At 69.8% G+C, this 21,073-nt stretch carries 26 protein-coding genes; 17 read left to right on the top strand and 9 right to left on the bottom strand.

Annotated elements, in window-relative coordinates:
- Window positions 1-122: 122 nt before the first annotated feature.
- The gene (locus ABJD39_RS02740; RefSeq protein ID WP_348611824.1) at window positions 123-287 is read left to right on the top strand and encodes a hypothetical protein; all 165 of its coding nucleotides are present in this window, start codon (window positions 123-125) and stop codon (window positions 285-287) included.
- A gap of 40 nt (window positions 288-327) precedes the next feature.
- Window positions 328-468 carry a hypothetical protein gene (locus ABJD39_RS02735; RefSeq protein WP_348611821.1) on the top strand — a complete coding sequence of 47 codons (141 nt, stop codon included), beginning with the start codon at window positions 328-330 and terminating at the stop codon, window positions 466-468.
- A 21-nt stretch (window positions 469-489) separates the two neighbouring features.
- On the opposite strand, the gene ABJD39_RS02730 is transcribed toward ABJD39_RS02735, so the two are convergent.
- Together ABJD39_RS02730 and ABJD39_RS02725 are read right to left on the bottom strand one after the other, a co-directional pair.
- Window positions 490-1,089, bottom strand: a complete 600-nt coding sequence (locus tag ABJD39_RS02730; protein WP_348611819.1) for an NUDIX hydrolase — start codon at window positions 1,087-1,089, stop codon at window positions 490-492.
- 78 nt (window positions 1,090-1,167) lie between these two features.
- Complete coding sequence (locus tag ABJD39_RS02725; RefSeq protein ID WP_348611816.1) at window positions 1,168-2,286, bottom strand: glycosyl transferase family 2; 1,119 nt, start codon at window positions 2,284-2,286, stop codon at window positions 1,168-1,170.
- A 243-nt stretch (window positions 2,287-2,529) separates the two neighbouring features.
- Between ABJD39_RS02725 and ABJD39_RS02720 the strand changes: the two genes are divergently transcribed.
- Genes ABJD39_RS02720 through ABJD39_RS02710 form a run of 3 tightly spaced genes read left to right on the top strand, consistent with a single transcriptional unit; the run spans window position 2,530 to window position 5,213 of the window.
- Window positions 2,530-2,757 (top strand): DUF3311 domain-containing protein, encoded by a 228-nt coding sequence (locus tag ABJD39_RS02720; protein WP_348611813.1) that lies wholly within the window; start codon window positions 2,530-2,532, stop codon window positions 2,755-2,757.
- Window positions 2,750-4,228, top strand: a complete 1,479-nt coding sequence (locus ABJD39_RS02715; RefSeq protein WP_348611810.1) for a sodium:solute symporter family protein — start codon at window positions 2,750-2,752, stop codon at window positions 4,226-4,228. Before ABJD39_RS02720 ends, ABJD39_RS02715 begins: the two co-directional genes overlap by 8 nt.
- Window positions 4,229-4,274: 46 nt before the next feature.
- Window positions 4,275-5,213, top strand: coding sequence for a DUF6293 family protein (locus tag ABJD39_RS02710; RefSeq protein ID WP_348611807.1), 939 nt, complete (start codon window positions 4,275-4,277; stop codon window positions 5,211-5,213).
- Between the two features lie 48 nt (window positions 5,214-5,261).
- Here the strand turns inward: ABJD39_RS02710 and ABJD39_RS02705 are convergent, their stop codons facing one another.
- From ABJD39_RS02705 to ABJD39_RS02695, 3 genes are read right to left on the bottom strand one after another with little or no spacing between them, the layout of a single operon-like run.
- Window positions 5,262-6,155 carry a carbohydrate ABC transporter permease gene (locus ABJD39_RS02705; RefSeq protein ID WP_348611804.1) on the bottom strand — a complete coding sequence of 298 codons (894 nt, stop codon included), beginning with the start codon at window positions 6,153-6,155 and terminating at the stop codon, window positions 5,262-5,264.
- Between the two features lie 57 nt (window positions 6,156-6,212).
- On the bottom strand, window positions 6,213-7,355 hold the full coding sequence (locus ABJD39_RS02700; RefSeq protein WP_348611801.1) for a hypothetical protein: 1,143 nt from the start codon (window positions 7,353-7,355) through the stop codon (window positions 6,213-6,215).
- A gap of 56 nt (window positions 7,356-7,411) precedes the next feature.
- Window positions 7,412-8,170: a DUF1405 domain-containing protein gene (locus ABJD39_RS02695; protein WP_348611798.1), complete on the bottom strand. Its 759-nt coding sequence runs from the start codon at window positions 8,168-8,170 to the stop codon at window positions 7,412-7,414.
- Between the two features lie 184 nt (window positions 8,171-8,354).
- On the opposite strand from ABJD39_RS02695, the gene ABJD39_RS02690 reads away from it, so the two are divergent.
- Together ABJD39_RS02690 and ABJD39_RS02685 are read left to right on the top strand one after the other, a co-directional pair.
- Entirely contained in the window at window positions 8,355-9,074 is a 720-nt protein-coding gene (locus ABJD39_RS02690; RefSeq protein WP_348611795.1) for a DUF1405 domain-containing protein, read from the top strand.
- 26 nt (window positions 9,075-9,100) lie between these two features.
- The gene (locus ABJD39_RS02685; protein ID WP_348611792.1) at window positions 9,101-9,787 is read left to right on the top strand and encodes an ArsR family transcriptional regulator; all 687 of its coding nucleotides are present in this window, start codon (window positions 9,101-9,103) and stop codon (window positions 9,785-9,787) included.
- A 60-nt stretch (window positions 9,788-9,847) separates the two neighbouring features.
- Here ABJD39_RS02685 and ABJD39_RS02680 read toward each other — a convergent pair whose 3' ends face one another.
- Both ABJD39_RS02680 and ABJD39_RS02675 read right to left on the bottom strand, forming a co-directional pair.
- Complete coding sequence (locus tag ABJD39_RS02680; RefSeq protein ID WP_348611789.1) at window positions 9,848-10,375, bottom strand: hypothetical protein; 528 nt, start codon at window positions 10,373-10,375, stop codon at window positions 9,848-9,850.
- A gap of 119 nt (window positions 10,376-10,494) precedes the next feature.
- Complete coding sequence (locus tag ABJD39_RS02675; RefSeq protein WP_348611786.1) at window positions 10,495-11,022, bottom strand: hypothetical protein; 528 nt, start codon at window positions 11,020-11,022, stop codon at window positions 10,495-10,497.
- Between the two features lie 182 nt (window positions 11,023-11,204).
- Between ABJD39_RS02675 and gatD the strand changes: the two genes are divergently transcribed.
- The 5 genes from gatD (at window position 11,205) to ABJD39_RS02650 (ending at window position 14,401) form a co-directional block, all read left to right on the top strand.
- On the top strand, window positions 11,205-12,479 hold the full coding sequence (gene gatD / locus ABJD39_RS02670; protein WP_348611784.1) for a Glu-tRNA(Gln) amidotransferase subunit GatD: 1,275 nt from the start codon (window positions 11,205-11,207) through the stop codon (window positions 12,477-12,479).
- The gene (locus ABJD39_RS02665) at window positions 12,476-13,429 is read left to right on the top strand and encodes a GNAT family N-acetyltransferase (protein ID WP_348611781.1); all 954 of its coding nucleotides are present in this window, start codon (window positions 12,476-12,478) and stop codon (window positions 13,427-13,429) included. The genes gatD and ABJD39_RS02665 overlap by 4 nt, the downstream gene beginning before the upstream one ends.
- Window positions 13,430-13,470: 41 nt before the next feature.
- Window positions 13,471-13,785, top strand: a complete 315-nt coding sequence (locus ABJD39_RS02660) for a hypothetical protein (RefSeq protein WP_348611778.1) — start codon at window positions 13,471-13,473, stop codon at window positions 13,783-13,785.
- A gap of 64 nt (window positions 13,786-13,849) precedes the next feature.
- Window positions 13,850-14,101, top strand: a complete 252-nt coding sequence (locus tag ABJD39_RS02655; RefSeq protein ID WP_348611775.1) for a hypothetical protein — start codon at window positions 13,850-13,852, stop codon at window positions 14,099-14,101.
- A gap of 51 nt (window positions 14,102-14,152) precedes the next feature.
- Window positions 14,153-14,401, top strand: coding sequence for a hypothetical protein (locus ABJD39_RS02650; protein WP_348611773.1), 249 nt, complete (start codon window positions 14,153-14,155; stop codon window positions 14,399-14,401).
- A gap of 65 nt (window positions 14,402-14,466) precedes the next feature.
- On the opposite strand, the gene ABJD39_RS02645 is transcribed toward ABJD39_RS02650, so the two are convergent.
- On the bottom strand, window positions 14,467-14,946 hold the full coding sequence (locus ABJD39_RS02645) for a hypothetical protein (RefSeq protein WP_348611770.1): 480 nt from the start codon (window positions 14,944-14,946) through the stop codon (window positions 14,467-14,469).
- 153 nt (window positions 14,947-15,099) lie between these two features.
- On the opposite strand from ABJD39_RS02645, the gene ABJD39_RS02640 reads away from it, so the two are divergent.
- Window positions 15,100-15,726 carry an adenylate kinase gene (locus ABJD39_RS02640; protein ID WP_348611767.1) on the top strand — a complete coding sequence of 209 codons (627 nt, stop codon included), beginning with the start codon at window positions 15,100-15,102 and terminating at the stop codon, window positions 15,724-15,726.
- Between the two features lie 94 nt (window positions 15,727-15,820).
- Complete coding sequence (locus ABJD39_RS02635; RefSeq protein ID WP_348611764.1) at window positions 15,821-16,732, top strand: DUF106 domain-containing protein; 912 nt, start codon at window positions 15,821-15,823, stop codon at window positions 16,730-16,732.
- 56 nt (window positions 16,733-16,788) lie between these two features.
- Here ABJD39_RS02635 and ABJD39_RS02630 read toward each other — a convergent pair whose 3' ends face one another.
- On the bottom strand, window positions 16,789-17,487 hold the full coding sequence (locus ABJD39_RS02630) for an SDR family oxidoreductase (RefSeq protein WP_348611761.1): 699 nt from the start codon (window positions 17,485-17,487) through the stop codon (window positions 16,789-16,791).
- Between the two features lie 138 nt (window positions 17,488-17,625).
- Here ABJD39_RS02630 and ABJD39_RS02625 point away from each other — a divergent pair, with 138 nt between their 5' ends.
- The 3 genes from ABJD39_RS02625 to cruF are packed head-to-tail and all read left to right on the top strand — an operon-like array spanning window position 17,626 to window position 21,064.
- On the top strand, window positions 17,626-19,209 hold the full coding sequence (locus ABJD39_RS02625; protein ID WP_348611758.1) for a phytoene desaturase family protein: 1,584 nt from the start codon (window positions 17,626-17,628) through the stop codon (window positions 19,207-19,209).
- A gap of 8 nt (window positions 19,210-19,217) precedes the next feature.
- Window positions 19,218-20,150, top strand: a complete 933-nt coding sequence (locus ABJD39_RS02620) for a prenyltransferase (RefSeq protein WP_348611755.1) — start codon at window positions 19,218-19,220, stop codon at window positions 20,148-20,150.
- Window positions 20,147-21,064, top strand: coding sequence for a bisanhydrobacterioruberin hydratase (gene cruF / locus ABJD39_RS02615; protein WP_431357862.1), 918 nt, complete (start codon window positions 20,147-20,149; stop codon window positions 21,062-21,064). Before ABJD39_RS02620 ends, cruF begins: the two co-directional genes overlap by 4 nt.
- The last annotated feature ends 9 nt before the right edge of the window (window positions 21,065-21,073 follow it).

Here is a 21,073-nt window from a genome sequence, read left to right as displayed (position 1 = left end):
CGATCCATCGCCTGTGCGGCCATATCTCCCGTGAACACGTTCGCGGGAATAAGCGTGGCGTTCTCGTCAGAATCGGCGCCGCGGGCCGAGGATTCTTGTCTCTAGCCGAACACGAGCGTCGTATGTCCGACCCAGGCGGCGCCGATCGCGGTCCGATCGTCACGAGCGGGGAGCGGTCGATCTCGGACCGGTACGGGAGCGTCGACGGGTGGGTGAAGGCGTCGATCGCGCTTGCGGGCGTCCTCCTGCTGTTCTTTCTCGCACTCGTCGTCGTGAGCTACGTCTGAACGGCGCCGACTACTTGTGGACCCGCCGCCTATCGGTACCGTGGACATCAGCAACCTCATCGTGGGCGCGGACGACGGCGGCCGGAGCGTCGTCCAGTCGAGCCGCGTCGTCTCCATCCTCGTGCTGGCGGGCACGTTGGGACTGTTCTTCCTCGCGCTCGTCGTTCTCAGCTACGTCTGAGGGCGGGTCAGTCGACCGCGATCACACCGGAAGGTCGGCGTCCGGGTCGACGACGCGGTCGACGTCCGGCGGCATCTCCCAGTCGGTGAGCAGTTCGAGCAGTTGGACGAGCATGCGGCCGGTCGCCCCCCAGACGGTGTAGCCGTCGACACGGAAGAAGTGGAGCCGGATCTCACCGTAGTAGGGGTGATCGCGACGCTCCGACTCGTAGTTCTCGCGGGCGGTCAACTCCGAGACGGGAAGGATCGCGATCTCGGCGACCTCGTCGTCGCTGGGGACGTACGTCCGGTCGGGCGCGGTGCCGACGAACGGCGTGACCGCGTACTCCGAGACGGTCCGGATGTCGTCGATGCGGCTGACGACGTCGGCCTCCTCGGGCCGAAGGCCGATCTCCTCGTTCGCCTCCCGCAGCGCCGTCGCGGTGAGATCGATATCCTGGGGTTCGACCCCGCCGCCCGGGAAGCTCATCTGGCCGGGGTGGCTCCCGAGGTGGTCGGCCCGCTTCGTGAAGAGGATATGCGGCGCGCCGCCGCGGTCGACGACCGGCGCCAGCACCGCGGCGCGTCGCTCGGCGTCCGTCACCTCGACGGGGGTGTACCGACGAGCGCGCTCGAAGTCCATACCAGCTATGGTCGCCCGTCCGGCTTCAACCGTGCGGTCGTGTCAGACGTGGCGCGGTCGCCGTCGACCCGAACACGTTCAGTCGTCGTCGGCAACCTCGCCGTTCGCGGCGTCGCGGGCGTCCGCCGTCGCCGCGGCGGCCACCTCGGCCGGAGACAGTGCGACCTCCTCCCACGGCGGCAGCCGCGTGTCCGGGCCCGGCGGCGCGATCGACGCGGCGTACGTGCGCACCTGATCGCGCTCGCCGCTCCGATCGTAGGAGAGCCCGTTGAACGCGGCGTCGGCTGCGTAGCGGTCGACGTACGACTCGGCGGCCGTGCGGTAGGCGTCCGGCAGGGCGTCGTAGTCGGGGTCGACGCCGTGCGCCTCGGCCGCGCGCAACAGCGCCGCGCCGACCGACCGGCTCATATCCGAGAGTCCGGTCGGCCCGGATACTGCTCGGTGGTCATGCTCGTAGCTGCCGAGATCGACCTGCGCGGCGCCGTCGACGCCGACCGCGTCGTAGGCGGCCGCGAGCGTCCCGACCTCGAGCCCCCACGTGCGCTGGACGGGCAACGCGGCGACGACGTCGCTGGTCGCGGCGAACTCGCCGGCGAGCGCGTAGCGGAACGCCGCCATGTACTCGAGGAACTCCGAGTCGGGAGCCGAGTCGCGAAGCGCGCGCACCAACGGGGTGTAGAACAGCCGGAAGAGGCGCCCGTACAGCTGTCCGTTCTCCACGCGGGCGTAGTACCCCTTCGAGAACTCGAAGCCGTTCGCCAGCGGGAACAGCAGCCGCCGGACGTACTCCCGCGAATACGACTTCGTGTCGGCGTCGTGGAGGACGACGTACTCCGAGTCGAGTGCGCGCCCCAGGGCCAGCCACACGTCCCGTCCCTTCCCGCGCTTGCCGTTGAGTCCGGCGTCGTCGAGCAGGTCCGCCACGCGGGGGCCGTCACACCACAGCGTCTCCAGCGGGAGGTCGAAGCCGTCGAGCCACTCGCGGAAGGCGCCGACGCGGTCGGCGGGCGCGCGCAGCGGGACGATCACCTTCGCGGGGTCGAGCGCCGAAAGCTCCGAGAGCACGCGCTCGGCGGCGAGCCCGGCGTACTCGCGTTCGGTCATCGGCACGACGACCGCCGCACGGTCGGCCGGCGCGTCGGGCGCTCCCTCGCCGAACGCGTGGAGCGTGGCGACGCGCTCCTGCACGTATTCCATCGAGGGATCACAGGACTGCGCGGCGAATAAATCCGGGGATAGCGGGCGCGCCGACGGGGAACGTGTCCCGTCGGTCCCGTTCGCTCCAGTCGGCCCGATCGCTCCCGCCGCGACCCGACTCGACCGCGGACGGAAGGAACGCGACAGCACCGACCGACGTATCGAAGAGAATTTCTCTTCGAACTTGTGTACGGAGAGGTAATCAGACAACATTCATTGTGTATGAACGACTACCACCGCGTGATGACGCGAACTCGAAGTGACGCGCTGTGGATCGCGGCGTTCGCCCTGCTCGTCGCGTTCGCGGTCCCCTGGTTCCTCTGGGGCGACGCGACGGTCGTCGCGGGGCTGCCGCTGTGGCTGTGGTGGCACGTCGGCTGGATGGCGCTGGCGAGCGTGACGTTCGCGGCGTTCGCGCGCGGCGGCGCGTGGGACCGCGGCGTCGACGCGGAGGTGATCCGGCGTGGCTGATCTCGCCGTCTCGCTGGGCGTCGTCGTCGGCTATCTGGTGATCGCGCTCGCGATCGGCGTGTTGGCGTACCGGCTCACCGACCGCACGGCCGAGGACTACTACCTCGCGTCCCGCTCGGTCGGGACGGTCGTGTTGCTGTTCACAACGTTCGCGACGCTGCTGTCGGCGTTCACGTTCTTCGGGGGGCCGAACCTCGCGTTCTCGGCCGGTCCGGAGTGGATCCTCGTGATGGGGCTGATGGACGGCATCCTGTTCGCGCTGCTGTGGTACGCGATCGGGTACAAGCAGTGGCTCGTCGGGAAGGCGCACGGCTACGTGACCCTCGGAGAGATGTTGGGCGACCGCTTCGACTCGACGGCGCTGCGCGGGCTCGTCGCCGGCGTGAGTCTCCTGTGGCTGTTCCCGTACGTGATGCTCCAGCAGATCGGCGCCGGGCAGGCGCTGGTGGGGCTGACCGACGGCGTGGTGCCGTACTGGGCCGGCGCCGCGTTGATCACGGTGTTCATGATCGTGTACGTCGGCCTCTCGGGGCTGCGCGGGGTCGCGTGGACGGACACGCTACAGGGCGTGTTCATGCTCGGCGTGATCTGGCTTGCGGTCGCGTGGATCGCCTCCACCGCGGGCGGGATCTCGGCGCTGACGGCCGGGATGACCGACGCGGCGCCCGAGTTCGCCTCGCTGGGCGGCGGGCTCTACTCGCCGCAGTGGATGATCGCGCAGGCGGTCGTCATCGCCTTCGGCGTCGCCGCGTTCCCGCAGGTGAACCAGCGGTTCTTCATGGCCGACCGCGTCGAGACGCTCAAGCGCTCGTTCGCGCTGTGGCCGGTGCTCGTGCTCCTGCTGTTCGTCCCGGCGTTCCTGCTCGGGTCGTGGGCCGTCGGGCTGGGGATTCAGGTGCCCGACGGGAGCAACGTCCTCCCGATCCTTCTGAACGAGTACACGCCCGCGTGGTTCGCGGCGCTCGTGATCGCGGGCGCGCTGGCGGCGATGATGTCCTCCTCGGACTCGATGCTTTTGTCGGGGTCGTCGTACTTCACGCGCGACCTCTACCGGCCGTTCGTCGCGCCCGACGCGAGCGACGAGCGCGAGGGGTGGGTCGCCCGCGTCGGCGTCGCCGTCTTCGCGGGTTCGACGTTCCTCGCGTCGCTGCTCGTCGGCGGCGGCGGGGGCCTGGACGTGCTCGTCACGCTGGGCGATACGGCCTTCGGCGGGTACGCACAGCTCACGATCCCGCTGATCCTGGCGCTGTACTGGGGCGGGACGACCGAGTGGGGGATGCTCGCGGGGGTCGCGAGCGCGGAGGTCGCGTACCTCGCGCACGTGTTCCTCCCGCTGCCGGCGACGTATCTCACGTGGGACTTCGCGCTGTGGTGCATGCTGCTGTCGCTGGCCGCGACGGTCGCGGTGTCGACGGTGACCGCGAGCGCGCCCGCGGAGAACGCCGAGAAGTTCGGCGTCGGCGCCGACTGAACCGCGCCACGGCACGCTTTTCCCGCCACCGGATCACCACCCGAGCATGCAGACGCACGTCGTCCCGGTCGGCTTCGACTACGACCGGCTCATCGCGCCGCTGGTCCGCGACCAGTTCGACGTGGACCGGGTCGTGCTGCTGGAGGGCGCCGTCGGGAGCGAGGCGAACGTGGAGTACTCCCGGAAGCTCTCGCAGAAGCTGGAGACGGACTTCCGGAACCTGCTCGGCGCGGAAACCGAGCGCGTGCCCATCGCCGACGTGTACGACTACGACGCCGCCTTCGAGCAGGCGTACGACCTCATCAACGAGGAGCTCGACGCGGGCCGCGAGGTGTGGGTGAACGTCTCCTCGATGCCCCGGCCCGTCTCGTTCGCGTTCGCGACCGCGGCCCACTCGGTCACGCTGGAGCGGCAGGCCGACCGCGACCGCATCCACACCTACTACACGGCGCCCGAGAAGTACCTCGAAACCGAGTTGGCCGAGGAGCTCCGGTCGAACCGGGACCTCCTGCGGGATCTGCTGGCGGCCGTCGAGGATGGCGACGCCGAATCCGTCGCCGGCGTCGCCGCCGACCGCATCCGCGAGCGGCTCTCGACGGCGACGGACCTGCTCGCCGAGTTCGACGAGCGCGGGACGACCATCGGCGCCAAGGAGGTCGACGGCAAACACATCATCGAGCTCCCGGTCGCCTCCTTCTCGAACGTGAAGCCCTTCGAGGAGGTGATCCTCTACAAGCTCGGCGAGGACGGCGAGTTCGAGTCGGTCAGCGAACTCGCGAAGGCGCTGGCGGCCGAGCTGAACGAGGAGTACACCGACTCGTTCCGCTCGAAGGTCATCTACAACGTCGACCGCCTCGGCCCCGGCGGGAAGGGGTACGTCGAACAGGAGTCACACGGGAAGTCCTACCGGACGCGCCTCTCGCGCATTGGGGAGCTGTGGGTGCGCGCCCACGCCGCCGACGACGCGACCGACTACGATTGGTGACACCGAACCGACGACCCCCGCTCTCGATCGACCGTCCGACCGCGCCGGCTACCTGTACCCGGTTGTCAGTCCGGTCACGATGTGGTCGTCGGCCAGCGCCAGCAGAAGGAGAACCGGGAGGAGCGCGGTCACCGCGGCCGCGGCGGCGAACGACGCGTTCGCCGGGGCGAGCCCGCGAAGCGGGGGCACGAACGGCGCCCAGTCCCCGGGGTCGCCGTTCGTCATCAGCAGCGAGAAGAAGAACTCGGTGTACACCTGGAGGAACGTCAACACGGCCGCCGTCGCGACCCCCGGACGCGACAGCGGAACGATCACCCGGGCGAGCGCGCCGAGCCGCGTCGTCCCCTCGACGCGCGCGGCGTCCTCGAGGGTGTCCGGGATCCGGTCGAAGAACGTCGTCAACACGAAGATCGCCAGCGGCATCGTCAGCCCCGTCAGGGGGACGCCGGGCCCGGCCGGGGTGTTGAAGAGATCCGGGCTCGTCACGGTGACCCCGAACGCCGACCAGGAGAGCGCCCCCGAGAGCAGCCGAAACAGCGGGACGATGAACGCCACCGGCGGGAAGTACGCGACGCACAACGTGACCAGCAGCAGCCCCCGTTTTCCGGGGAACTCTAAGCGTCCGAAGGCGTACCCCGCGAGGCTCGCGACGACGACCACGACGGCGGTCGTGCTCCCGGCGATGACGAGGCTGTTGAACACGTACCTGAGGAACTCCGACGCGGCGACCGCGAGGTAGTTCGTGGGCGTCACTGCGGCGGGGACGAGCGCCGGGGACGTTCCGGTCGGCGTCACGGAGACGACCAACAGCCAGTAGAGGGGGAACAGAGCGAACAGCAGGAAGAAACCCGTCGCCACCGCGAACAGGAGTCGGTAGACGGCGGTCGGATGCCGGATCGCGTTGTCGGTCGCGCGTGCGACCCGACCGTCGTCCCTCGCCATGGGTTCCCCGTGCGTGAGACGACAGATAACGATTTACCTCCGAGGGAGCCCTCGAACTCAGAACTCGAACCCGCGCGGGGCTGCCGACGGAGCGAGCGGCGTCCCCGGCAGGCGCTCGGGAACCGCGGGGTCGTTGAACGCGCCGGGCGCCACGTCGTTCGGACCCTCGGGGTAGAACACCGATGCCAGCGCGTGCAGTTGGTCGCGACCGACGCCCAGCTCGAACTGCCCGCCGCCGTACAGCGTCACGTCGCGCTCGCGGGCCCACTCGAGCGTGTCCGACAGCGACTCCAGCGTCCCGAACCGCGAGGGCTTGACGTTGAGCCACTCCGGCTCCCACGGGAGGTCCTCGACGCTCGCGACGCCGGTGATCGGATAGTCCCATGAGACGCGGTGCTCATCGCCCGCGAAGACGCCGCGCGTCTCGTCGGTGATCGCCGGGTCCTCGATGACGGCGTTCGGGAACGACTCCAGCACCCACTCGTAGAACTCGGGGGTCGGCTCTTGGTCCACCTCGGTCCCCTCGTACAGTCCCTTCAGGTCGAGCACGCGGACCTGTTCGGTCGGGAGGTCCGCGACCACCTCGTCGGTCCAGTCGTCGGTCGGGTCGAGCTTGAAGCCGATCCCGGGAACGCGCTCGGCGATGGCCGTCACGCGGTCCGCTGTGGGGCCTCGCGGCTGCGCCGCTCGGCTCTCCGAGTCGGTTCCCGACTCGCTCTGCGGCTCGCCCAGTCGCGTCGACGCCGCGAACGAGACCGGGTCGCGCTCGCGTCCGAGGATGCTCGCGAGGTCGGTGTCGGACTGTCGCAGCGCCAGGTCCATCGCGGCCGACTCGACCGCCCAACGGCGATAGGGGTAGGCAGTCTCCCGCTCGGGCTCGCCCGCCGGGAACAGGTCGACGTCGTCGAGGTGGGTGGAGAACTCGCGGAACGTCCAGTCGCCGGCGAACGCGTCCGCGAACTCCACGCCCTCGGCGGTCGTCCGCGGGTCGCGCTCGGGGTGGGCGAACAGCGCGTCGTGGTCGGGTGCGTCGTAGGTCACGTCCTCGCCGCGGCCGAGCTCGCCGTCGCCGCGCAGCCTGAACGTCGTGCTCACGCGCTCGAACCCGGAGGAGGTGTCGCGTGCGCGTCGCCTGAGCCCCACCGACTCGATCGTCAGCGGGAGGTCGGCGATCGCGCGGTAGAGGGTGGGTGTGCTCACGGCCGACGTGTCTCCCCCGCGGGAGATAGTCCTTGCCCGTCCGTGGGCTCCCGGTATCAGGTGCGGTCCGCGCCGGCTTCGAGCAGCTTCACCCGCGTCGCCAGCACGAGGAACGTCGCCGTGAGCGTGAGGACGACCGCGCCGGCGGCGGCGATCTCGTGGGTCGGCGACGGGTGGGTGAAGCCGATCCCCGACCCGAGGGGCACCTGTCCGGGCATGAGCGTGTGGTGGGGCGTCCCGGCGATCGGGAGGAAGTAGTCGACCACGTCGTTGAGGCCGTACCACGCGACTGCGACGGCGACCGCGCGCACCGGGAACCCCGAGATCCGATAGAGGAGGAAGCCCTCGACGGTCATCGCGAGATGCGAGAACAGGAGGAACAGATACATCGGGAGCGGGTTGGCGGCCGTGAAGCCGTCGGCGAACGCAAGGAGGACGAACGGCGTCCACAGCCCCAGCTTCCAGCAGCCGAAGAAGGCCAGGGCGTTCACGTACTCGTTCGACCGCCCCAGTTTCCACAGGCCGAGCGCGAGCGCGATGAACAGCGTCGCGACCGGCGAGTCGGGGACGAAGGCCCACATGCTCGGCGGCGTGCCGCCGAGCTGCCAGGTGATCAGCGGATCCGACAGCGGCAGCGGGTGCACGCCGTAGTACCAGAAGCCGAAGGCGGTGCCGACGAGGTTGACCGCGACGACGACCCACGCGAGCCGGAGGCCGAGGTTCTCGACCGCGCGGGGAAGCGGCGCGACGTACCACGGGAGGTCGGGACGTTCGGGGAGACCGTCGGCTGCGGTCAGGTCGGCGAGGAGGCTCATTCGGGTGTGGCGTGTGGTGTCGCGTCGGCGGCTTAGCCGTGGCGGTGCGCGACGGCGTCGACGCGTGGCCGGCTCGTAACGACGCCGCGTTGCCTCCGCGTCGCCGCCGCGTCTGTCGCCGCGGAAAAGCAGAACCGGAACCACTCCCGATTAAGCCGGCGGCGGTCGAAGTCGCGCCAAGACCGTGGCTGACGACACCGAGGCGCGACGGACGCGCAACCCCGTCCCGGAGGCGCTCGCCGAGTTCTACCTCACGACGCCCGTTACGCTCGGGCTGCTCCTCGTCGTCAACGCGCTCGCCTTCCTCGTCGGCGTGCGCTACTACGTAGAGACGATGCCCGCGGTGGCGACGTACCTGTGGCCGCTGTACGGCGACTCGCCCACGGCGGTCGCGCTCGGCACACTCGTGCTCGCGGCGCTGGTTCCGTTCGCCGGGTACCGACTCTCGTCGGTGCCGCGATCGACGCTGTTGTCGGTGCTGTCGACGCTGGCGGTCGTGTGGCTAGTCAAGACGGGGCTGTGGACGTTCGTCGCGCTCAACGTCCCGTTCATTCGGCCCGACCTTCCGACGGACCTGTACGTCGGCTTCGACGCCGACTCGCTGTGGGCGTACTGGGGGATCCTCGCCACGCACGCCGCCTTCCTCGCGGAGGCGCTGTTGATCGCTCGCGTCGGGCGCACCTCGCGGCCGATCCTGGGCGGCGTCGCGCTGCTGGCGCTCGCGAACGACCTCTTCGACTACGGCTACCTCCTCGGACTCCCGCTCGCGAACTACCCGCCCGTCCGGTACGACCCCGGCTGGACGCTCGCGCTGGGGTCGCTCGCGGCGACATTCGTCGCGGTCGCGGTCGCGGCCGCCGTCCTGCCGTCGGGCGATGGCGACGACCGTCGACGCGGTACTTAAATACACCGAGCAGTTACCTCGCGTGTATGGACTCCGCGGTACTGCTTGATCTCCTCGGAAACGAGAACCGCCGGCGCATTCTCCGGCTGCTCTCGCACAAGCCGTGTTACGTCACCGAGATCAGCGAGTACCTCGGCGTGTCGCCGAAGGCGGTCATCGACCACCTGCGGAAACTGGAGGACGCGGGCCTCATCGAGAGCCACACCGACGACCGACGGCGGAAGTACTTCCACATCGCCCGCGACGTGCGCCTGGAGGTGAACGTCTCCCGGCACGGGTTCGGCACGAAGTCCGCGTACCCCGCGAACCCGAGCCTCGATATCCAGGGCAGCTGCCCGCACATGCATATCGATCTGGAGCTTCGATCGGTCGACAGCGGCGCTGACGCGGCCGCCGACGGCGGGGAGCTGGCCGAGCTGGCCGCCGAGTTCGACGAGTTACAGGATCTGGAGAACGAGCTCTCGCTCGCACAGCGGTGGGTTCACGGGCGAATGAGCGACCTCCTCGACCGGGTGAACGACCGACTCGGCGTCGACGCGGACTCCCGGTTTTATGCGAAGCTTCTGGCCGCGGTCACCTCGACCGACGGCTCACACCGTGCCGTCGTCGAGGAAGTGGACGCCGATCCGCAGGCCGTCGAGGACGGGCTGCGACGGCTCGCGGATGCAGACCTGCTCGCGCTCGAGTCCGACCGCTGGCAACTCGTCGGGTGACCGTCGGGTAGTCCCCGGCAGCGAGCTGGTGACCCTCCCGGGCGATCTCCGTTCGTGAACCTACAGGAAGTGCGTGAGCAGTCCGAACAGCGCCGCCGGAACCACGAACGATGCAACCAGCGTGAGCGCCGCGACGACGACGAGAAATACGGCCCACTCGCCGAGCGCCCGGATCCGACCGAGGGACAGCAGACGGAGGCCAGCGACGATGACGACGACCGCGAGCGTCGCGGCGATAAGTAGTCCGTAGAGGACAGCGCCGACGTCGGGGCTACTCGACGGCTCGAACAGTCCGATCCCGTTCACGGCTATCACGACCACGAGGAGCACTGCGAGCCCGTAGCTGTCGACGCCGACGACGTACACGGCGAGCGGCCACGGTTCAGTCACGGAGTCCGCCGGGGTACCCGAGAGCGATGTCGCGGCCGAGAGGAATCCCGACCTGACGGTCGGTAGTACCGTGAGCAACGGCAGCGAGACGAGTGCGACCGCGATCGCCCCGATCGCTAGCACGAGAGACACGATCAGGATCACGACGAGGAAGACCAGAGCCAGCCCGAGGAGCCCGCCCAACGCGTCGAGTTGCACCGTGGCATCGCCGACTCGGAGCGTGGTCGTAGTTAGCCGGGAGCTATCGCTCGGCGTCGCGGTCGACGAGCACCACCGCCCGCGAGACTTCCTGGACCCGCCCCGAACGGCGACGGCGCTCAGATATCTCGAGTCAACCCGTCGCGGAGGTCTCGCCCGAAGTACACGCCAGCGACCGACAGGAGAACGCCGACCGTGACGCCGACGCCCGCGACCGGGAGCCCGTAGTCGGCGAGCAGGCTCGTCCCGACGAGGAGCGTTCCCGTCGTCAACGTCCCGAGGAGGAACGCGCCGCCGGCCGCGAGCGCGCCCGCGATGGCGGTTTCGAGGTACGCTCGACGCGAGCGGCCCAGACCGAGGGCGAACGCGGCGGCGAACAGCCCGAGGTACCGTGCGAGCCCGCCGACCAGCGGTACCGCGGAGCCCGCGATCAGTCCGGCGAGGAGCACGACGAACGTGAGGAGAAAGCCCTTCGCCGAGAACGGCGTCCGTCCCAGCAGCGCGCGCGAGCCCCCGTCGGCGCTCCCGCGGTCAGCCTCCCCGACCTCGCTGCCCCGGTCGGGCGAGTTCGCTGCCGAGTCCGTGGACGGGTCGCCGGCGCCGTCGCGCTCGGCGAGCTCCTGCAGCTCCTCCAGACTCTTCGACATGCCTCCACGTCGGCGGCGCTCGCTCATGGCTCTTGTGCCATCCGTGGGGACGCAACCGCTCGCATGCGGGTGGTGACCGCGCCAGTTCGACACACGGCGCGTTCCCGGCGCCCGCAACCGAAACCCCCCGCCGGAACCGCGGACGGGCAGGTTCAAGTTCGCCCCGGCCGCTATCACCGCGTATGACCCCGAGCCCCGGAGACCGCGTCCGCGTCGAGCACGCGGGCGTCACCGACGAGGGCGTGTTGATGCCGTCGAGCGACGAGAAGCATCTCGTGCTCAAGCTGGAGGGCGGGTACAACGTCGGCGTCGACCGCGCCGACGCCGCCGTCGATGTGCTCGAACGCGGCGCCCGAGCCGTCGACGCCGACGGTGACGACGACGAGGCAGACGCCTCCGAGGTCGCGTTCGACGACGACCTCCCGACGGTCGCGCTCATCTCCACCGGCGGCACCATCGCCTCCACCGTCGACTACCGCACCGGCGCGGTCACCGCCCGCTTCGACGCCGAGGACGTCCTCCGCGCCGTGCCGGATCTGGCGGGCCGCGCGAACTACCGCGGTCGCGTCGTCGCCAACATCCTCTCGGAGAACATGAACCCCGAGATCTGGACCGACCTCGCCGAGGCGGTCCGCGAGGAGATCGAGGCGGGCGCCGACGGCGTCGTCGTCATGCACGGCACCGACACGATGCAGTACTCCGCGTCGGCGCTGTCGTTCATGCTCGACACGCCGGTTCCGGTCGTGTTCACCGGCAGCCAGCGCTCGGCCGACCGTCCCTCCTCGGACAACGTGATGAACGCCGTCTGCGCCGTCGAGGCCGCCAAATCCGACTGCGCGGAGGTGATGGTCTGTATGCACGGGACGCCCTCGGACGACCACTGCGCGCTCCACCGCGGCACGCGCGTCCGCAAGAACCACACCTCCCGCCGGGACGCCTTCGAGACCGTCGGCGCCGAGCCGCTGGGTCGCGTCGAGTACGACCCTCACGATGACCACGTCGACGTGTCCTACCGCGAGGGGAAGGCGTACGCCCGCCGCGGCGACGACGACCTCGCGCTCGCGTCCGACCTCGTCGAGGACGTGGAACTGGTGAAGTTCACGCCCGGGATGGACCCCGCCGCGCTCGACTACCTCGACGGGAAGTCCGGCGTCGTGATCGAGGGCACCGGCCTCGGACACGTCCACACCGACCTGATCCCGCGATTCGAGGAACTCGTCGACGACGGCACCACGGTCGCCATGACGAGTCAGTGTCTGGAGGGCCGGGTCTGTGACCGCGTGTACGACACCGGCCGCGACCTCCTCGACGCGGGCGTCGTCGAGGCCGGCGATACCCTCCCGGGCACGGCGAAGGTGAAGCTGCTGTGGGCGCTCGCGAACGTCGCCGACGCCGAGGACGCGATGGGCCGCGACCTGGCGGGCGAGCTGACCGAGGAGTCGAAACCGTGGGTATGACCGGACGGGAACTCGCCCGCGACGACCCCGACCACGAGTTCGCGATCCGGCAGGCCCGCGAGTCGGACGTCGAACACGTCGTCAGCTTCACGCAGGACACTTGGGGGGACAGACACGGCGATTACCTCCCGGACGTGTTCGACGAGATGGTCGACACCGACGGGCCGGATCAGCGCACGCTCGTCGTCGACGTGGACGACGGGGCCGACGTGGCGGGCGTCCTCCAGTGCGTCATGCTCTCGGACACCGAGGCGTGGGCGCAGGCGATGCGCGTCAACCCCGACTACCGCGGCCGGAACCTCTCGCCGGAGCTCTCGCGGGCGGCGTTTCGCTGGGCGCGCGACCGCGGGGCGGTCGTCTGCCGGAACATGGTCTTCTCGTGGAACGTCGCCGGGCTGGGGCAGTCGCGCTCGGTCGGCTTCGATCCGGCGACGGAGTTCCGTTGGCTCCAGCCAGATCCGGACGCGGACGCCGAGCCCGCGCTCGACGTGGTCGCCGACCCCGACGCGGCGTGGGCGTACTGGAGCCGCAGCGACGCGCGCGAGCACCTCCGCGGGCTGGCGATGGACGACGAGGAATCGTGGGCTTGCTCGGAGCTGACGCGCGCGGACCTCCGGGACGCCGCCGATCGCGACGCCCTGTTCGCCGTCGTCGACGGCGGCACCCGGGCCATGTCGGCGCTGGCGTACACGTACGACCGCGAGAACGAGGACGGCGTCGAGGAGACGTGGGGTGTCTATCACGCCGCCGCGTGGGACGACACCGAGGCGCTGGACGCGCTGATCGACGCGATCGCCCGCGACGCCGCCGACCGCGGCATCGACGCGACCCGGATCTTGATCCCCGAGGGCGTCCGCTGGGTGTCCGACGCCGCCGCGACGCGAACGGCGGTCTCCGACGAGCCGGACTTCGTGCTCGCGGCGGACCTGACCGACGAGTCGCTGTTCTGAGGACCGAACCGTTTTTCGTCCGTCATCAGGTGTCTCGGAGCGTGTTCCCCGCCGACATCCTCCTTCCGGTTCTCCCGTCGCTGCCACCCCTGTTCGGGACGCTCCCGGGCGGCACCGATCTCGCGTGGACGCTGCTGCTCCGACTCGTTCCGACCGCCTGCGTCGCCGGCCTCGTCGGCTGGGACGCCGGGCTCCGCAGCGACAATCCCCGCGCGTGGCCGACCGCCGCGGTCCTCGTCGGCGTGACCAGCACGATCGCCCTGTTCGTTCTCGCCGCGCTGTACGTCGTCGCCGGCCGCGACCATCCGGTGCCAGACGCCGGAGAGCGGTACGGAAACACCCAACGCGACGAGTGAGTCCGGCAGGAGCCGCGACGAGTGGTGCCGGAGGAGTTATCCCTCGGGCGCGGCGTCCGGTGGCATGGACGTTACAATCGCGACCGCGGCGGCGCTCCCGCTCCAGTTCGGTCTCATCGACCCCGGTATTCTGGGCCTCCTGAACGTTATCGTCGCCGTCGTCGTCGGCTACTTCACCTACCAGGACGCCAAGAGCCGCCGGACGGACTCCCCGAAGCTGTGGGCCGGGGCGATGGCGCTGGCGTCGCTGCTGTTGAACCTCATCGGGTTCCTCATCGCGTTCGCGGTGTACTACTTCGTCGTCATCCGCGACTAGATCACGGCTTAAACCGACGCGGTTTTGCTGATCGCGTCTGATCGGCCGGACATGGTCCCCCTTCCACTGTTCGGAGTCCCCGGCGGCGTTGAGTTGCTGGTCGTGTTCTTCATCCTCCTGTTGATATTCTCGCTGTTGCTCCCTGTCGGCATGGCGTACTGGGTGTATCAGGACGCCAAAGACCGTCGAGGAACCGACGAGACCCTGTGGGCGCTGGCGACGGTGCTGGCGGGCCTGTTCGTCTCCGTCTTCGGCGCCGGCGCGGTCGTGCTGTTGTACCTCCTCATCGAGCGCGAGTAAGCGGAACGGGCGTCGCACGACGGCCGTCCCGGGCCGCCGACGCGGTCGCCGGCGTCGCTCCCGCCTCAGACCTGCACGACCCACGCCCGGTAGTCGTCGGGCTGGTCGTACACCTCCGCGAACGCGCGGTCGAGGAAGCCCGCGAGGCGGTTCGCGTCCGACCGCGCCGAGATGCGGACGTTCGTTCCCTCGGCCTCCTCGGGCGTCTCCTGTTCGTCGATCCGGAACTCCGGATACTCCTCGAGCAGGTCGTGCAGGCGCGCAAGCTCCCCGTCGGTGCAGTCGAGGTTGAACGTCTTCTCGGCGAACTGGACCCACGGCGGGGGCGCCTCCCCCTCGGGTGACTCCCCGTCCTCGGTGTGCGCCTCGCCGTCTGCCGGTTCATCGGGGTCGTCTTCGTCGCTCGACTCGTCGAATCGGATCTCCTCGCGGGGGGGCTCCACCTCGACCGTGAGGAAGGCGCTGCCGCGCTCGCGGTGGGCCGTGACGGCGTCGGCGAACAGCTTCCGCCGGTCGGCCGACGTGTCGGCGTCGAATCGGGTCATGTCCGTTCATACGGCGAACCGGCGTAAAAACCGGGTGCTCCCGTTCGGCTGCCATACGTCGCGCCCGTCCGCCGCCGGTCGCCACGGGGGCTCGACCCCGCGAACCGCGCCGGATTCAGCACGCCTTTCACCGTGGCCCCGGAGCGTGCAGATATGGCAGACCACCGAATCCTGCTGCTCGGTCCGCCGGGCGCCGGCAAGGGTACCCAGGCGACCCGACTCGCCGACGAGTACGACCTCGACCACATCACGACCGGCGACGCGCTCCGGCAGAACAAGGACATGGAGACGGAGTACGGCACGCCCGGCGAGTTCATGGACGCCGGCGAGCTCGTTCCCGACCCCGTGGTCAACGAGATCGTCGTCGCCGCCCTGGAGAACGCCGACGGCTTCGTCCTCGACGGCTACCCGCGAAACCTCGACCAGGCCGAGTTCCTGAGCGAGGAGACGGAGCTGGATCACGTGGTCTTCTTCCAGGTGCCCGAGGACGAGCTGCTGGCCCGACTCACCGGCCGTCGCGTCTGCGACGAGTGCGGCGCCACCTACCACGTGGAGTTCGACCAGCCCGAGGAGGAAGGCGTCTGCGACGAGTGCGGCGGCGAACTGATCCAGCGCGAGGACGACACCGAGGAGACGGTCCACGAGCGTCTGCGCGTCTACCGCGAGAACACCGAGCCCGTCATCGAGCACTACCGCGAGGAGGGCGTGCTCGTCGAGGTGTCCGGCGAGGGGACGCCGGACGACGTGTTCGAGAACCTTCGCGACGTCGTCGAGAACTGAACGGGCGAGCGTCCACGGAGACGACCGCGACCGGACCGTCGGCGGCGCGCCGAGAGTACAACCTTCTTACGTGGCTGTCGCTTAGCCGGGTGCAATGGCACGAATCGAGAAGCGCACTCGGGAGCTCGCCTCCGAGCCCGAGATGCGCGAGGCGATCGAACTCGTCCTCGAACGCGCGGAGGACAACGAGATCCAGTGGATCGACGTGCGGGAGGAGCTCTCGAGCGGGCAGTGGGGCCGGCTCATCGAGCGCGGGCTCCTCGAGGACGGCGAGGCGGGCTTCGCACTCGCAGACCGCGACGCGATCGAGGCCGGACTCGAGTCGCCCGACGACGACGCGGGCGGCGGAAGCAGCGTCGAGATCCCCGACTCCGAGGGGGCGTCCTGGAGCATCTACGACAAGGGCGCGGCCGTCGTGACGCTGTTGTTCTTCGTCGGCTACTCGTACGGGCCGGTTCGCAGCGTCGTCGGCGAGGCGATGGACGTGGTGCTCGGCCCGCTGCAGGACCTGTTGCCGCTGTATGCGGTCATCATGATCATCGCGACGCTCACCGGGCTGTACTCCACGCTCCTGCGCGCGAACCTGATGGACATGGACCGGATGGCCGCCTATCAACAGCGGATGAAGGACATCCAGGAGCGCCGCAAGGAGGCGAAAGAGCGCGGCGACGACGCCGCCATGGACGCCATCCAGGAGGAGCAGATGGAGGCAATGGGCGACCAGCTCGGCATGTTCAAAGAGCAGTTCCGCCCGATGGTGTGGATCATGGTCCTGACCATCCCGGCGTTCCTGTGGATGTACTGGAAGATCGGCTTCCGCGGCGCCGAGGGACAGCCCGGTCTCGACCTCCAGCCGATCGTGCTCCCCATCGCGGGCGAGGTCGCGTGGACGGACACGCTGTTCATCATGCCCACCTGGATCATCTGGTACTTCCTGTGCTCGATGGCGTTCACCCAGATCATCCAGAAGGGACTCAACATCTCGATGTCGCCGTCGACGTCGTAAGTCGGTAGACTGCACCGCCACGGGCCACCCCGTTCTGTTCGCTCTTTCGTCACTCGCTATCGCGTCGCCGCCTTCCACTCCCTGAGTCCGACGACCGCGCCGCCGTGCTCGTCGGGGTCGGCGTCGGTCGCCGCCCACACGAACATCGGCGCCACGTCCTCGGGGTCTCTGCCGCCCTGATTCCCCGTGAGCTCGGTGTCGACCAGTCCCAGATCCAGCGTCATCGACGTCGCGTCGAGGTCGGCGTGCGCCTGCCGAACGACCGCCTCGGCGCCGGCCTTCGAGACGGCGTACGCGCCCATCCCCGGCTTCGCGTCGCGGGCGATCGACCCCGAGGGGACGAGGATCCGCGCGTCGTCGGTCAGGTACGGGACGGCCTCACGCACCGTCGCGAACACGCCGCGGACGTTCGTGCGGAGCGTGTCGTCGAAGCGGCTGTACGCCTCGTCGTCGAGGGGCATCTCGCCGGGCGCGCCGTGGTTGACGCCGGCGTTGGCGACGACGGTGTCGATCCCGTCGCGTTCGCCCGCGCGGTCGGCGTGCTCCATAAGGCGTTCGAGGTCGAACTCGTCGCGCACGTCCGCCCGGAGGCCCGAGGCCCCGCCCGAGCGTGAGAGCGTCTCGACCGTCCCGTCGACTGCGTCGCTGTCGCGCGAGCAGACGACGACGTGGGCGCCGGCCTCGACGAACGACGAGGCGACGGCGCCTCCGACGCCGCGCGTTCCGCCGGTGACGACCGCGGTGGTTCCGTCCATGGGATCGCCAGGGGCCGGCGGGAGGTAGTGGTTGCGGGCCGCGGCGGGTCCGTGCCGACGCTCGCAAGCGACGGAGTCGCCGAGCGCGGTGTCGTCCGTGCGCCCATATTTATACATCGCCCCGCCGTAACACGGTTAATGCGCGAACCCCGTGATCGCTCCTCGCTCTCGGGCGAGGACGTGGTCGTGATCGGCGGCGGCTTCGGCGGGCTCTCGACGGCCTGCTACCTGGCGGACGCCGGCGCCGACGTGACCCTCGTGGAGAAAAACGAGCAGCTCGGCGGCCGTGCAGCCGTGCTGGAGGAAGACGGCTTTCGCTTCGACATGGGCCCGTCGTGGTACCTGATGCCCGACGTGTTCGAGACGTTCTTCGGTCACTTCGGCCGGGAACCGTCGGAATACTACTCGCTGTCGCGGCTCGACCCCCACTACCGGATCTTCTTCAAGGACGGCGATCAGGTCGACATGGTCCCGGATCTCGCGGCGAACCGCGAGACGTTCGAGTCGTACGAGGCGGGCGCGGGCGACGCCTTCGACGACTACCTCCGCAAGTCCGAGCGCAACTACGAGATCGGAATGGAGCACTTCGTGTACGAGCACCGCGACGACCTCGCGGACTTCGTCGACCCCGACGTGCTGCGTTACTCGTGGGGACTGTCGCTGATCGGGACGATGCAGGACCACGTCGAGAACTACTTCGATAACCCGAAGCTCCAGCAGATCATGCAGTACACGCTGGTGTTCCTCGGCGGGTCGCCGCACAACACGCCGGCGCTGTACAACCTCATGAGCCACGTCGACTTCAACCTCGGCGTCTACTACCCCGACGGCGGGGTCGGCGCCGTCGTCGACGGCATCGTCGAACTCGGGGCAGAGCTGGGGGTCGAATACGTGACCGACGCGCCCGTCACCGCGATCAAGGGGCAACGCGGCGGCTTCAAGGTTGAGACGGCGACCACGAACCCCGCCGACGGGCTCGGCAGGACCGCCGCCGCCGCGGACGGCGGCGCCTCGGTCGAGACCGAGATCACCGCCGGGTCCGGCGAGACGTACTTCCCGGATCTCGTCGTCAGCGACGCGGACTACGCCCACACCGAGCAGGAACTGCTCGCACCGCGCAAGCGCCAGTACGACGCCGACTACTGGGAGTCGCGGACGTACGCGCCCTCCGCGTACCTCCTGTACATGGGCGTCGAGGGCGACGTGGAGGAACTCGCCCACCACACGCTCGTGCTTCCGACCGACTGGGACGGCCACTTCGAGCAGATCTTCGAGGATCCCGCTTGGCCCGACGACCCCGCCTACTACCTCTGTGTCCCGTCGAAGACGGACGACACCGTCGCCCCCGAGGGACACTCGAACCTGTTCGTTCTCGTCCCCGTCGCGGCGGGACTGGAGGACACGCCCGAACTGCGGAGCCGGTACCGGCAGCACGTCCTGGACGACATCGCCGAGAACACCGGCGTGGACCTGCGCGATCGAATCGTCTTCGAGGAGGAGTTCTGCGTCGACGACTTCGCGGGTCGCTACAACTCGATGAAGGGGTCGGCGCTGGGGCTCGCGCACACGCTGCGCCAGACGGCGCCGTTCCGGCCCGGTCACGAGTCCTCGAAGGTCGACGGGCTCTACTTCACCGGGTCGACGACGACGCCCGGGATCGGCGTCCCGATGTGCCTCATCTCGGGGCTGCTCACGGCCGAGACGATGGCGGAGTCGGCCTGACCGCGCCCATGCCGACCGCAGTCGACCCCGCCGACTCGGCCGACGCTGACGCCGACGCGACCGATTCAGCCGACACCGACGCGACCGACCGCCGCGCGAGCGCACGCTACCTCCTGAAGCTCTCGCGCCCGCGCTTCTGGCTGTACCTCGCGGGGCCGATCGCCGTCGGGGTCGCCTTCGGCGCGACGACCGTTCCGGGGCTGTTTCGCTCCGAGAACATCCTCCTGTTCGGCTACTTCCTCCTCCCGGCGAACCTGTTCCTCTACGGCGTCAACGACGTGTTCGACCGCGACATCGACGAGGACAACCCGAAGAAGGACGGCCGGGAGGTGCGCTACGCGGGCGACCGGCTCGTCCCCACGGTCGTCGTCGCGTCGCTGGCGCTGGGCGCGGTGACGTTCGCGATCACGCCGCGGGTCGCGTGGCCGTACCTCGCCGGGTTCTTCGTGCTCGGGGCGGGGTACTCGGCGCCGCCGCTGCGGTTCAAGACGACGCCGCTGCTGGATTCGGTGTCGAACGGCCTGTACGTCCTGCCCGGCGCCGCCGCGTACGCGCTGGTCGCCGGGGCCGCCCCGCCGGCCGCGGCACTGGCGGGCGCGTGGCTGTGGGCGATGGGGATGCACACGTTCTCCGCGATCCCGGACATCGAGCCGGACCGCGCGGCGGGGATCCGGACGACCGCGACCGCGCTCGGGGAGTCGCGGACGCTCGCGTACTGTGCGGCCTGTTGGATCGCCGCGGCGGGCGCGTTCGCGGCGGTCGACCCACGGATCGGCGCGGTGCTGCTCGCGTACCCGGCCCTCGTGGCCGTCGTCCACCTCGCGGGCGTCGCGATCGACCGCGCGTACTGGTGGTTCCCGGCGATCAACACCGTCGTCGGCGCCGTGCTCACGATGGGCGCGCTCACGCGGATCGTCCCCCCGGAGGCGGTGCTGCCGTGAGTCCGGAAACCACTCCGGGCCGACTGTCGGCCCTTCGCGAGGCGATACCGGCCGACCGCCGGGAGGCGGAGGCACGCCTCGACGCGCTCGTCCGCGAGAACCGCTTCACCATCTCGGTCGTGTTCCCGGTCGTGGGCGCGGTGCTGCTCGTCGCCAGCGCGGAGGGCGCGTTCGCCGGCACCCCGTTGGCGCCGCTGGCGTTCAACGGCGGGATGATCCTGCTCGGAACGCTCGTGATGCGCTCGCCGCTGGTTGTCGGGCTCGCACCGCTAATTGGCCGTCGCGAGCTCGCGGGGATCGGGCTGCTGTCGGCGTACGCGTACGCGATCGAGTACGTCGGGATCACGACCGGGTGGCCCTACGGCGAGTTCGAGTACCTCGTCGCGCTCGGTCCGGAACTGGGCGGCGTCCCCCTGGGACTGCCGGTCTTTTTCCTCCCGCTGGTGGCGAACGCCTACCTCCTGAGTCTGCTCCTCCTCGGCGACCGCGCCGAGCGCGCGGCGGTCCGGCTGCTGGCGGTCATCTCGCTCGTGCTCGTCATGGACGTCGTGTTGGACCCGGGCGCCGTCGCGCTCGGCTTCTGGGCGTACGAGGGCGTCGCCGACGCGGGCGCGCTCGGCGTGCTCTCGGGGGCGGGCTTCTACGGCGTCCCGCTGTCGAACTACGCCGGCTGGGTCGTCTCCGCCACCGTCGCCGTCGTCGTGCTCGACGCCGCGTTCGACCGCGCGGCGCTGCGCGCGCGACTCGCCGACTGCGAGTTCATGCTCGACGACATGGTGAGTTTCGTGCTGCTGTGGGGCGGGGTGAACCTCTGGTTCTGGAACCCCGTCGCCGCCGCGGTCGCGGTCGGCATCGGCGTCGGACTGGTTCGGGCGGATCGGTTCGACGCGTCGCTGTTGAGGCAAGCGTTCTGAGGAGCGAGG

This window comes from Halobaculum rarum (genome assembly GCF_040025155.1).
In the GTDB taxonomy this organism is placed as follows: Archaea; Halobacteriota; Halobacteria; order Halobacteriales; family Haloferacaceae; genus Halobaculum; species Halobaculum rarum.
This window is presented reverse-complemented; position numbering and strand designations above follow the sequence as displayed.

Coding starts and splice junctions, on each gene's coding strand:
- ABJD39_RS02645 (WP_348611770.1), bottom strand. CDS start 14,946: ATGACCCGATTCGACGCCGACACGTCGGCCGACCGGCGGAAGCTGTTC.
- ABJD39_RS02685 (WP_348611792.1), top strand. CDS start 9,101: ATGGACTCCGCGGTACTGCTTGATCTCCTCGGAAACGAGAACCGCCGG.
- ABJD39_RS02725 (WP_348611816.1), bottom strand. CDS start 2,286: ATGGAATACGTGCAGGAGCGCGTCGCCACGCTCCACGCGTTCGGCGAG.
- ABJD39_RS02740 (WP_348611824.1), top strand. CDS start 123: ATGTCCGACCCAGGCGGCGCCGATCGCGGTCCGATCGTCACGAGCGGG.
- ABJD39_RS02625 (WP_348611758.1), top strand. CDS start 17,626: ATGCGCGAACCCCGTGATCGCTCCTCGCTCTCGGGCGAGGACGTGGTC.
- ABJD39_RS02650 (WP_348611773.1), top strand. CDS start 14,153: ATGGTCCCCCTTCCACTGTTCGGAGTCCCCGGCGGCGTTGAGTTGCTG.
- ABJD39_RS02720 (WP_348611813.1), top strand. CDS start 2,530: ATGACGCGAACTCGAAGTGACGCGCTGTGGATCGCGGCGTTCGCCCTG.
- ABJD39_RS02730 (WP_348611819.1), bottom strand. CDS start 1,089: ATGGACTTCGAGCGCGCTCGTCGGTACACCCCCGTCGAGGTGACGGAC.
- ABJD39_RS02655 (WP_348611775.1), top strand. CDS start 13,850: ATGGACGTTACAATCGCGACCGCGGCGGCGCTCCCGCTCCAGTTCGGT.
- ABJD39_RS02710 (WP_348611807.1), top strand. CDS start 4,275: ATGCAGACGCACGTCGTCCCGGTCGGCTTCGACTACGACCGGCTCATC.
- ABJD39_RS02705 (WP_348611804.1), bottom strand. CDS start 6,155: ATGGCGAGGGACGACGGTCGGGTCGCACGCGCGACCGACAACGCGATC.
- gatD (WP_348611784.1), top strand. CDS start 11,205: ATGACCCCGAGCCCCGGAGACCGCGTCCGCGTCGAGCACGCGGGCGTC.
- ABJD39_RS02635 (WP_348611764.1), top strand. CDS start 15,821: ATGGCACGAATCGAGAAGCGCACTCGGGAGCTCGCCTCCGAGCCCGAG.
- ABJD39_RS02620 (WP_348611755.1), top strand. CDS start 19,218: ATGCCGACCGCAGTCGACCCCGCCGACTCGGCCGACGCTGACGCCGAC.
- ABJD39_RS02665 (WP_348611781.1), top strand. CDS start 12,476: ATGACCGGACGGGAACTCGCCCGCGACGACCCCGACCACGAGTTCGCG.
- ABJD39_RS02640 (WP_348611767.1), top strand. CDS start 15,100: ATGGCAGACCACCGAATCCTGCTGCTCGGTCCGCCGGGCGCCGGCAAG.
- ABJD39_RS02630 (WP_348611761.1), bottom strand. CDS start 17,487: ATGGACGGAACCACCGCGGTCGTCACCGGCGGAACGCGCGGCGTCGGA.
- ABJD39_RS02675 (WP_348611786.1), bottom strand. CDS start 11,022: ATGTCGAAGAGTCTGGAGGAGCTGCAGGAGCTCGCCGAGCGCGACGGC.
- ABJD39_RS02695 (WP_348611798.1), bottom strand. CDS start 8,170: ATGAGCCTCCTCGCCGACCTGACCGCAGCCGACGGTCTCCCCGAACGT.